A 10,411-nucleotide genomic window follows, 5' to 3' on the forward strand; every position below is an offset into this window, starting at 1 on the left:
CCTATGGTAATTATCACGGTAAGTAACTTTGTGACCAAATGTGACGATATTGAATAGGCACTTACCATAAATTACCATATCTCACATATGCCAGTGGTCACTTACCATAAAAATTACTTCAAAGAACTGTATGCAAATATAAGCATTCAGCATCGTATTTCCAAACTTTTCTTGTAAATATTTCATTTACATACTTGCCACGTACTTGCCACAAGTAATCATCCTCCGTAAAGAAGAAGTAATCTTTTGACCGACGGGAAGAAGGACGACTTTATTTTCACGGAGGAAGAATAGGAGGCAAAAATCCGTCTCTGAATGAGGGTTAATTTTGGTTTGTCAATATTGACCTTCACCAGTTGATGAAGTCCCAAGCATCTCATATACGTCCGAAAGCGCCGGCTTCGGTAACGGAACTCCCGATTCGACTTCCATCGTCAGCTTGCGGATGACTGTATATGGCCGCACCATTTCATCGATGCTCCTGATATCCTCGTCCTGTCCGAAATATTCTTTTGCGAACAGAGCCCAGAACCTGTCTGCCAGTTCCGGTTCGAAATGAAACATTTCCCTGAAGACAGGAGGATCAACAGTTGCCAACTGGCATATCGCCTTCAGCATAGGTCGAACAGCGGACAGCCGTAGGAGAAGTTGCCCATATCTATGAACCAGCTCTTGCCGTGCGAGAGAATGATGTTGCCGAAGTGGAGGTCTCCGTGCACGCAGGTCCTGCCTTCAGGAAGCGAGTCCAGCAGTTTCAGGGCTCGGTCGATGAGGGCCGGTTCGTGCAGGGTGTTGCGGCTTACGAGAGGGCGGTAGATGTCCTTTATGTTCCTCATCCTTGCGGTGTCAGCCTCAATGGCGTGCAGCTCGCGCGTCTGAAGGGCAAATTCCTTTGCCAGTTCCTCCAGTCTCCCGGGATTGTCGCCTATGGCGCGGGCGTAGGAGACCTTGTCCGGTATTCGTCTGAAGGTCAAGCCGTATCGCGTACCGTCAGTCACCACTTCGCCCGGCTCCGGAGTGCTTATACCCAGAGAGTATGCCACAGAAGCCGCAGAGAGTTCCTGCTCCATACTGGAAGGGTCGGTCAGCAGGTTATCGAACTTGAGCATGTAATCCGGGTCATCCTTATGGAAAAACGATGCTCCCCGGCCTCCCCGGCCGCTTTCAATCCAATCGTTCAGTTCTATTTTCTTCATGCTATTAAGTTATTTTAATTTCTGGCAGGCAGAATAATCTCTTTTTGCAACATATTGAATAGACCCATCCTTCTTCCTTATTGACGACTGTTTTGAGGGATAGAGTTTTCAGAAGTTCGGGAGTGAATATCTCGGAAATATTGTCGACAAGCCCCATACCCGTGAATTTGAGATAAGCCTCTTTTGCGGTCCAGAGAGATGTGAAACAAAGTTCCGGATCAGTATTGGAAAGAATGGCATCGGTCTCCTCGGAGGAAAAGCAGAAGTTGAGCATATCCATATCCAGACATTTCGGAATAGCCTCCATATCGCATCCCACCTCCTCCCTGCCGACAACACAGAGAATCCCCCTGTTGCAATGGCTGAGATTGAAATGGATATCCGGATAATTCTTCAGAAGCGGCTTTCCGGAATCTGTATAGATAAAGTCGGGATTACCGGAGATGCCGAACTCGGAAGAGAGACCCTCCTTCAAAAGAGAATAAGCCTTCGCAGACTGGAATCTGTCGCTCATGAACTTGAAGGAAAGAGCTTTATCCCGACGCCATACAGGCAGTTCGCAGAGGACCTTTTCCAAGTCTTCTGCAGTTAGGGTCCGAGGAATACTATATTGTAATATTCTCATAATTCGAAAAATACAGATTCTATCATAGAAGCCAGCTTACTGATAAGTTCAGGGCTGTAATAACTCGTGTCGTATGCAATACAGAGCCGGTACTCCCCGGTGGGAGTCTGAGAGACCTCGACCAGAAGACCATCTTGGGCATAATTGTTTTCCAGGGTGTCTTTCAACCTGGTGTGATAGATGAAGTAAGGCATTATATACCTGTCATCCCTGGAAAAATATCCCTTTTCAACCATCCTTGACACAGAGTAATTCGAGAGAGCATAGGATTTGATTGACTGTTCTTGTATGCGACGTGATTCTTCAAGCAGAGCGGATTCGTGAATCCTGTGGTCAACACCTGCCAGGGCGACCGAAAGAAGATAACCGGTCAAATCGTAGAGAACACTCCCACCTCCATAACGGCTGTTGTTGTAAACACCGAGGACAAACCTGTCCCTGGAAGTCAGTTTCTGGAAAGCGGCTATTACTACTGTAAGGAAAAAGCTGCTCTCTGTCACACCGGCTTCACGGCATCTGCGGACGACATCCGTTCCATCAAGATTGACCGACAGCTCCGCCTGGATTCCTACTCCACTGAAAACCGAAGCCCTGTCACTGAACTTCAGGACTGAGCCACAGCGACGGATGAGATTTCCGTACCACTCGTCGCCGAGGATGTTGTCGCGGGGAGCGAATTTTTCATTCGTGTCAACCAGATAATCGTAGAAAGTATAACTGTCCTTAACCGGATGTCCTCCGTAGTAAGTATCGTAAACCTTTTTCATTAAATGATCAAGGGATATTCCATCTGCGAGAAGATGAAGCACCGATAAAAACAGGTAAGTCTCTCCATTATAGTCAGATATATTAATCCTGATCCAATCGTCCACCATAGGGTTGAAGGGCCGATTCATCGCATTGAAATCCGGCCTGGCACTCAACTTTTCCAATACAACCGGTATGCGTGCATCATCCCGTCTTCTCAAATAATACCTTCCGTCACGTTCCTCCAGACGAGCCTTCAGAAAAGGAGTAGCATCAATGACCGTCTCGAAAGCCCGTTTCAGCCTCTCTGCATCAAAATTCCCGGCAGTATAATGGTAGCAGAACGAGACGTTGAAGAAGAGTTTGTCCGTATTGGCCATACAGAGCGCTGCCTCATAACTGAGGTCGTCCGTCAAGGGATAGAGAGTCCGTTTCTCCCCCGCGCCAGTCTCATCGGCATCCGTCAGCATTACCGCGATATCGCGCACAGTCGGGCTCGACATAAGATCCGACAGTTTCACTTTCTTCCCGAATTTACGTGAAAGACGCATCACGATGTCCATCGCCGATATCGACGTCAGTCCCAAAGAGATGAGATTGGCGGTGACGCTTATCTGATCTGCGCCAAGGACTTCCTTCAAGACATCGAGAACCATTCGCTCGTCGTCAGTGGCGGGCAACTCAACGTCAACGGCGCCCGATTCAGGCTCCGGCAACGACTTGCGGTCAATCTTGCCGTTGGCATTCAGAGGCATCATATCGAGGAGAATATACTTCTGTGGGACCATGAACGGCGGCAGTTTTATGGTCAGGAAGTCCTTCAGTTCAACTTCTGTCACTCCGCATGCAGAAGTGTAGTGGCAGACGATGACCTCCGAACCGCCCAGTTCCTTTTTTACGCAAGCGCACATATCGACGCCCTTGTACTGGACTGCGGCATGGCTGATTTCGTCCAGCTCGACACGGTAGCCGCGCAGTTTCACCATATTGTCAGTCCGTCCCACGACATTCAGTTCTCCGTTTTCGTCGAAGAAACCCAAATCCCCAGAACGGTAAAGCCTTTTTCCGGGTATGAATGGGTTAGCCGTAAACTTGCGCCCGTTCAGTTCAGGATTGTCCAGATACTCCTTCGCCATAGTGTTCGAACTGAGACATATTTCTCCGACAGCCCCCTGCGGCAGAAGATTCATGTATTCGTCAAGGATGCAGATGTTTGTTCCCGGGGTCGGAATACCCACCGTAAGATGGTCGTCCCCGGGAGAGAGAACCTTGGAAGAAGCCCAGAGCAGTTCCGTACAGGAGTACATATTTGTAACCCTTACCTTGGTGTTGGTGATCGGCTGGGCTTTCTCCGCCGAGAGAAGAAGGTCACGTAGCGGGACATCGTAGTTGTTTACCAGTCTGGAACCGTAACTTCCCGACATCAGGGCGTAGGTTATATTGTGTTTCCAGAGATAATCCACGAGGGCGTTCTGGTCTGCTGCCATTGCCGGATCTATGATATGGACAGGTGTTCCATAGCCAAGCGGTCTCCAGAAAGCGGTAACACTGGCGATAAAACTGAACCGGACAATCTGGCAGGATGCCGCATCCGGAGTGTGAAGGCCGTAGCGTATGGCGACGTTCAGGTTCTCTGTGATTTCCGCGTGGGTTCTGACGACGCCCTTGGGAGTTCCGGTAGAGCCGGAGGTAAAGAAGATCTGGAAGACGCTTCCGGGAGTGCAGCGGCAGATGTCTTCGGAAAATGTGTCCGAACCGAGAATATCCGCAAGAGTCTCCGTTGTAAGTGTCAGGGAAATGCCCGCCTGCCCGATTATCTGTTTGAGACGGGCCTCCGGATAGTCTTCTTCGAGAGTGACAATCGCATGGCCGGCCTTCAGAACACCGAGAGCAAGAGGAGCATACTCCTTCACACGTGGTGTCATTACTCCTATTGCAGCATCCGCAGGAATATTCTGTTTTGCAATCCAGTGCGCCACTTTGTTGCTGAAAAGGTTCAACTCCTTTCTGGTGTAGGCCCCTGCCCGGTCAACCACGGCTTCCTTGTCCGGCTCGGCGTGCGACAAGGCGATAAAGTTGTCGATTATTGTCCTGTCAGGCGGAAGGAGGCCGGAATTGGTGGAGAATGACGGATTTCGGAGGTCGCCGTCGCCCATTTCAAGAAGGCGGCGCCTTTCATCTTCGGAGACCAGAGGGATTGTGGTCGGATCGGCGGATTCGTCGCGGATGCCTTCCGCCAGAAAGCGCCATGCATCAAGAAGAGACTGCATGTCGCGCCGGGAATAGAGAGATTGATTGTACGAAAGCTTAAGTTCAAGTTCTCCCTCCGGAGTCTGGAGAGTCTCGAAGTTGACAGCTCCTGCGCTGTCCGAAAGAACGACAGAGTCCTGACGGAGAAGACGTTTCAGTGCCCACTCCAGCGCTTCGGCGGCAACGTCGCTCTCCGGACAGCCGTGCAGGCTCACGCTGAGCCTTCCGGTTCCGGAAACACAGTCAGGTTTTGAAGAGTATGGATATGTCGTTGATTTTTTCATCTGAGATTTTCTGCAACTTCTTTAATGGCGGCGGCGAGCCTTTCCATAAGAGTCTCGCTGTAATAGTCCCGGTCATAATTGAGGATTACGCCATAGCCGTTTCCGTCACGGCGACCTACTTCGATGCAGAGTCTGTCCTGTGCGTAATTGTTATGGTAGGACCATGTATCAGTCAGCAGATCCAAAGCCTGAGCCCTTCCTTCTGACATACCGTCCTGGAAAAGGAAATACGGCATGATATACTTGTCGTCTTCGGAGAAGAGACCCCGCTCGACCATGCGTACAGAAGAATAATGGGATAGAGAATAGGAGGTGACGGTCTGCTCCTGAAGGTAACGTGCCTCTTCGAAGAGTCTGTCCGTGAGCAGCCGATGGTCAGTGCCGACCAGGGATACGGAAAGCATGTAACCTACCATATCGTACAGGGACTGGTCATTGCCGTAGCGAATGTTCATATAGATGCCGAGCATGAATTTCTCCCGCCCGGAAATTTTCTGCAGTGCCGCCATCACAATGGCCAGAAACAGGTTGCTTTCGGTCACGCCGTAGTCCTTGCAGAAACTGACTTTCCCGAGTTGTCCCAGGTCTATGTCAAGAAGGCCCTCCTTGCCTATGGAGGTGTAGGCAGAAGCCTTGTCGCTGAGTTTCAGGACGGAGCCACAACTTTCTTTGAGGCGGCCGTACCACTCGTCTCCAAGCATCGCATCACGAGGTTCGAACTTTGTCTTGGCGTCAAGGATATAGTCGAAGAAAGTATATCTGTCAGGTTTCAATTCCTTTCCGAAATAGGCGTCCGCCACCTTTTTGAGGAAACATGTGAGGGAAATGCCGTCGGCAAGAAGATGAAATATGTCTATGAAGAGATAAGTCTGTTTGCCATAAGTGGTTATGGCGATTCTGTACCAATCGTCCGCCATAGGGTCGAAAGGTTTGACCGCTGACTTGAAATGCTCGTAGTCCGGCTTTGCAGGGGCGGTTTCGAGTGTGACCCTTGCCTCGGTGTCGTCCCTTCGCTGAAGGCAGAGTCCATCTTCGAGCCGCACAAGACGGGCCTTCAGGACAGGCGTCGCATCGATTGCTTTCACAAATGCATCCGCCAGCCTTGCGGAATCGACCGCGCCCTCTTTGAAGACATAGCACTTCGCAATATTCAGGAAAGTTCTGTCTGCATTCTTGCATGAGAGTTCCGATATCAGCTGGAGCCTGCGGGTCAGAGGATAGAACTCATGTCTGGCAAGAGCTGCGGGATGTTGCGGGGCGTCCTCCAGATTCGCGGCGATTTCACGGACTGTAGGTGTGTGGAAATTCCGTTCTTCGTTGCCCCCTTCGGCCAAAATAGCATTGACCCCCGAAAATTATTTTATTTTGACCCCCTCCGCTTCTGAATAGAGGGGTCAATTGAAGATTGGATTTGCCAGTTGGATCGCATTAATCAATAAACAACGGAACTATTCATTGGATTTACATTGTATGTTTGAGTTCAAGATAGGCCACCAATAGCCCCTGGAGAGCAATATGTCAAGGCCACCCGTAGGGTGTTCCATTTAGCCTTGACTTTTGCGAAACAGGAGGTAGCTTTGCCTTTCTTGAAATCATATATCAATATCGCTGTTGAAGATTTTTGGACGGGGTCAATATTATTTTGGCACAAGGGGTCAGCCATATTTTGGCGCAGAGGGTCAAACTGTATCGGTTTAGGGGGTCACTCGCGCGCGGATTTTCCAGCAATGGACGGATCAACGAAATAACGTGTGTCAGACGAACGGATTGCCGTCTTGGATCTCAGATTCGGGTTCCATGCGGGGGTGTCCTCAATAACAAAAAGCTGTTTCAGGGCCGAGATGTATGACGATATGGTCTCCTCGGAGAGAGAACTCTCGTTGTTGGATTTCAAATCCTCATAAATTGAAGTTATCGGTGAAGGGGAACCCTGGAACCTCGCATAGCTTCTCAGCAACCGTAGCGTGAAGTCCTTATCCCTTTTTACCCCGTCAACCTCCGATATGTCGGTTGACGCAATGGCATCGATATAATTTCCCGACTGCTTCAAGGCACCTTTCCTATTCATATACAGAGCTGCCGGCCAGCCGCCTCTGCAAATCAGCCACGCCAAATTTTCAACGTTAAGTTCGGTCGCTTCATAGGCTCCGTCAGCTCTATCGTTGAAAAGATTCTGAAAACTGAGATTGCCATTCGACTCTCCTGACTCCCACAGACTCATCGTCCTCATTGTAAATCTGGCGGCCCTTCCCGTTCCGGAATGCTTGATTTTTTCTCTTTTCTCCGGAGGAATCACTGTTGAACCCGTGAAAATGAACTGTCCCGTTTTCTCATCCCTATGGTCAACCTCAAACCTGGCGGCATCCCAAAGTTCAGGTGCATCCTGCCACTCGTCGATCAAACGCGGCGCAGCTCCTTTAAGAAGCAGTTTCGGAGCATTCTGCGCAAGACTTATGTATGATTCGGAATGCTCAGGATCATTCATATAGACAGTACTGTTTGCCTGCTGTTCTGCAGTTGTGGTCTTTCCACACCATTTGGTCCCTTCTATCAAGACAAGACCCGCCGCCTCAAGGTTGTCCCTTAAAAGATCATCGGCTATTCTACGTTTGTATGTTCCCATACTGCAAATATAGCACTATTCCTTCGTTCGGCCAAAAATCATTCCTTCATTCGACCAGATTTTATCCCGTGTTTTGGCCAACCGTTCATTTTCTCTATGTACCTCGGCGGGGACGTAGGATAAAAACAAGTCGCGCACCTTCTGCTCATAGAGGGTGCGCGACAAGGTGTGTATCTGCGTGTCTGACAGTCGCTACTTCACGTCTGTGACGAGGCGGACAGAGTAACTACGGTATATTGCATTACTATAAGATATTCTTACGCTCTCTTCCGAAGACCGAAAGTAATAGGCATATTCTGAATCTAAATCATCATATTTTGTAGATAACCAATAATAGGCGCCCAGGGTTCCCACCCAAGAACCTTCGCGATACCCCCCGTGCGGTAGGAACACACATCCCGCGGCTTCCATCTTCTGCCAATCACGGGATCTAATCTGATCAGGACCGTAATCCAAACGAGAATCATTATTGATGCCCCCAAATTTACGTGTTGATGGATGGGTATATTCATCAGGGAAAAGGATAATTCCTATAGTAGGATAGTAGTCTCCTATCCCAGCCCTCACAAATCTAGCATTCTCTGTTCCAAGCCCTCACGGAATAAGCTCCGTTTCCGGGAGTACACAACTGTATCAGACAAGTACCAGGTGCGTACTTGGCATCACTCTCGTATAATGCCTCAGAAGCCGTAGGATAGGCACCGACCACCTCATCACCCACTATGGCAATATACTGATTCTCGTATTTGGGCAACAATTCGTTCTGATGTGCCAGGTAGAATTTAAACTCCTTGTCTAACATGACTATTTTGTTTTATTTTCGTTCAGATATGCCCCGCGCTTTGTCATTCGCACGCTCACAACGTATAAAGTTAATCATTTTCCGGCAATTATCAGGCATCTCGGTGACATAAAGTACTGAAAGAGCGGCATTTTTAACACAAATTTCCACTGAGCCAATTTTTGTCTAAGTTATAACGGGCGAGGTTGCACTTTCAATCCTGAGACAAGACCCTTTATTTCAATGCTATTCCGCCTGACCGTGTTGGAAATAGAGATAGGCCTTATGGGCTGAAAGAGACATCCCATTCATCTTGTAGAATCCGAGCCCCATTTGTCCAAATGAGAGCATGTAGTAGTAGCTGTCATCTGGATTAGTAGTCTCTTCATCAACACCCTTTAAATCGTTTTTCCCTTCGAACTTCCCATCGTAGTCAGTAACCATCAGTTCAATTTCTTTACTCACGGTACAGAGCAGCACAGCCACGCCCTTTGGCAGGATGTTTCCATTAATGGCTGTGAGACAAACTTTCGTTTCTTCATCCTCGTCTTTCACAATTGCTGTGTACGCCTTCGCTTCATCAGGGATGATGTAGGCTTTCTGGCTATCGTAGAATGTGGCGTAGTATTTCTTTTCATCATCAGGATCCTGATAAGTTGTAAGCTTGAGAATCTCTGCGTCCTGCGCCCACGCTCCCGTCACGCTCATAAAAGCGAAAAAAAACAATATGACAAATCGTTTATTCATTTCCATTCAGTTTGCAAGAATTTGTATTATTTTTACCACTGAGTGCCCCAACCTTGTCTACTCGGATTTTTATCTTCATCAACATATTCGTCATTGAGACTAAGGCAGAATGTGTTTGGTATTACAATGAAGTCCAAGGATGAGAATGTAACCGGTTTGATGTGATTTGTGAGGATAGAGAGAGATGTTGACGTAACTTTCTTGATGCATACTCCTTCATCGGAGTCTGTAATGACAATTTTCGTGTATTCTCCCTGTGGAAGGGAAATGAAAAAGTCCGTTGCTGATTCAATACTCTGGGCCTTGCTGCAGGTGAGGGTGAATGTTGTCTCCGAATCGCCCTCAGGAGTGCCGGTCACAGAGATTTTCTCAATCTCCCTTTCGGATTCCTTGAGATTGAGCTTCATCAGCCCGCACTGAACGGAGAACGTGAAATTGTTATCCGAAGGCTCAGGAGCCGTCATATAGAGCTTCCCGGCTGTGGCGGAGTATTCCTGCGACTTTGCAGGCTCGGCTCCGTAGGTGGCGGTGTAAGGGCCCTCTCCCAAGGCGGTTTCCGGCTCTTTTTGGACAAAGGTCGCCTTGCCGGTAGTGGCATCGATGCTTTTTATCTTATAGACAGCAGTATTGGAAGATGCATCCTTCACGGTTATCTCATCATCATCCTCCCAGGCAACCTTGCCGTTTGACACATCAACAGTGGTCTTGGTCGCACCGGTTATAGTTGCCGTGAATATGGGAGCATCTGACGATACAGTTTCAGGCGATTCCTTCTCTTTGGTCTCAATGGCCTCCACCTTGTTGCAGGAAGCCAGAGCGAGCAGCACAGCTGATGCGGCTGCCGCCGCGATTATCATTGTCTTCTTCATTTTCTTATCCTCCTATCCGAAAAGACTTCCACCATCCTCTTCATCCGGGACCATTGGATTGATTCCATTGGGACTTGTGCATATAACTCTCTGCACGGATGTCGTGATGACCTTCACTTTTGGCGAAGCGTAGGCTTGACGCTCCTGTCTGTTTTTGTCTTTGATTTCCTGTTTCATTCTGTTTATTTGTTTGCTTTACGCAAGGGTATATTTCGGAGCCTCCGTCTGTCGTTCCCGAAGGGAATACAGGCGGCAGCGCCATTGTTGCTACATACTAAACGATTGATTA

The 10,411-nt window shown here is 48.7% G+C and carries 10 protein-coding genes; all 10 read right to left on the minus strand.

Features of this window, described 5'->3' with window-relative positions; all coding sequences use genetic code 11:
• Positions 1 to 336 precede the first annotated feature (336 nt).
• Entirely contained in the window at positions 337 to 618 is a 282-nt protein-coding gene (locus AC06L3_RS05475; RefSeq protein WP_475669615.1) for a hypothetical protein, read from the minus strand.
• Positions 612 to 1,196: a phosphotransferase gene (locus AC06L3_RS05480; protein ID WP_475669616.1), complete on the minus strand. Its 585-nt coding sequence runs from the start codon at positions 1,194 to 1,196 to the stop codon at positions 612 to 614. The genes AC06L3_RS05475 and AC06L3_RS05480 overlap by 7 nt, the downstream gene beginning before the upstream one ends.
• A gap of 4 nt (positions 1,197 to 1,200) precedes the next feature.
• Entirely contained in the window at positions 1,201 to 1,821 is a 621-nt protein-coding gene (locus AC06L3_RS05485) for a 4'-phosphopantetheinyl transferase family protein (protein ID WP_475669617.1), read from the minus strand.
• Complete coding sequence (locus AC06L3_RS05490) at positions 1,818 to 5,102, minus strand: amino acid adenylation domain-containing protein (protein WP_475669618.1); 3,285 nt, start codon at positions 5,100 to 5,102, stop codon at positions 1,818 to 1,820. The genes AC06L3_RS05485 and AC06L3_RS05490 overlap by 4 nt, the downstream gene beginning before the upstream one ends.
• Positions 5,099 to 6,436, minus strand: coding sequence for a condensation domain-containing protein (locus AC06L3_RS05495; RefSeq protein ID WP_475669619.1), 1,338 nt, complete (start codon positions 6,434 to 6,436; stop codon positions 5,099 to 5,101). Before AC06L3_RS05495 ends, AC06L3_RS05490 begins: the two co-directional genes overlap by 4 nt.
• A gap of 368 nt (positions 6,437 to 6,804) precedes the next feature.
• Positions 6,805 to 7,725 carry an ATP-binding protein gene (locus tag AC06L3_RS05500; protein WP_475669620.1) on the minus strand — a complete coding sequence of 307 codons (921 nt, stop codon included), beginning with the start codon at positions 7,723 to 7,725 and terminating at the stop codon, positions 6,805 to 6,807.
• A gap of 571 nt (positions 7,726 to 8,296) precedes the next feature.
• The gene (locus AC06L3_RS05505; RefSeq protein WP_475669621.1) at positions 8,297 to 8,527 is read right to left on the minus strand and encodes a DUF5678 domain-containing protein; all 231 of its coding nucleotides are present in this window, start codon (positions 8,525 to 8,527) and stop codon (positions 8,297 to 8,299) included.
• Positions 8,528 to 8,752: 225 nt separating this feature from the next.
• Positions 8,753 to 9,259: a hypothetical protein gene (locus AC06L3_RS05510; RefSeq protein ID WP_475669622.1), complete on the minus strand. Its 507-nt coding sequence runs from the start codon at positions 9,257 to 9,259 to the stop codon at positions 8,753 to 8,755.
• A gap of 26 nt (positions 9,260 to 9,285) precedes the next feature.
• Positions 9,286 to 10,122, minus strand: a complete 837-nt coding sequence (locus AC06L3_RS05515) for a hypothetical protein (RefSeq protein ID WP_475669623.1) — start codon at positions 10,120 to 10,122, stop codon at positions 9,286 to 9,288.
• 12 nt (positions 10,123 to 10,134) lie between these two features.
• A complete protein-coding gene (locus AC06L3_RS05520) occupies positions 10,135 to 10,299 on the minus strand; it encodes a hypothetical protein (RefSeq protein WP_475669624.1) in 165 nt (54 codons plus the stop codon).
• Positions 10,300 to 10,411: the final 112 nt, after the last annotated feature.

This window comes from Candidatus Egerieousia sp. (genome assembly GCF_056211015.1).

Bases quoted from the DNA above. Each gene is read 5' to 3' on its own strand.
- AC06L3_RS05485 (WP_475669617.1), bottom strand. From the start codon at position 1,821: ATGAGAATATTACAATATAGTATTCCTCGGACCCTAACTGCAGAAGAC.
- AC06L3_RS05515 (WP_475669623.1), bottom strand. From the start codon at position 10,122: ATGAAGAAGACAATGATAATCGCGGCGGCAGCCGCATCAGCTGTGCTG.
- AC06L3_RS05510 (WP_475669622.1), bottom strand. From the start codon at position 9,259: ATGGAAATGAATAAACGATTTGTCATATTGTTTTTTTTCGCTTTTATG.
- AC06L3_RS05505 (WP_475669621.1), bottom strand. From the start codon at position 8,527: ATGTTAGACAAGGAGTTTAAATTCTACCTGGCACATCAGAACGAATTG.
- AC06L3_RS05520 (WP_475669624.1), bottom strand. From the start codon at position 10,299: ATGAAACAGGAAATCAAAGACAAAAACAGACAGGAGCGTCAAGCCTAC.
- AC06L3_RS05490 (WP_475669618.1), bottom strand. From the start codon at position 5,102: ATGAAAAAATCAACGACATATCCATACTCTTCAAAACCTGACTGTGTT.
- AC06L3_RS05500 (WP_475669620.1), bottom strand. From the start codon at position 7,725: ATGGGAACATACAAACGTAGAATAGCCGATGATCTTTTAAGGGACAAC.
- AC06L3_RS05480 (WP_475669616.1), bottom strand. From the start codon at position 1,196: ATGAAGAAAATAGAACTGAACGATTGGATTGAAAGCGGCCGGGGAGGC.
- AC06L3_RS05475 (WP_475669615.1), bottom strand. From the start codon at position 618: ATGCTGAAGGCGATATGCCAGTTGGCAACTGTTGATCCTCCTGTCTTC.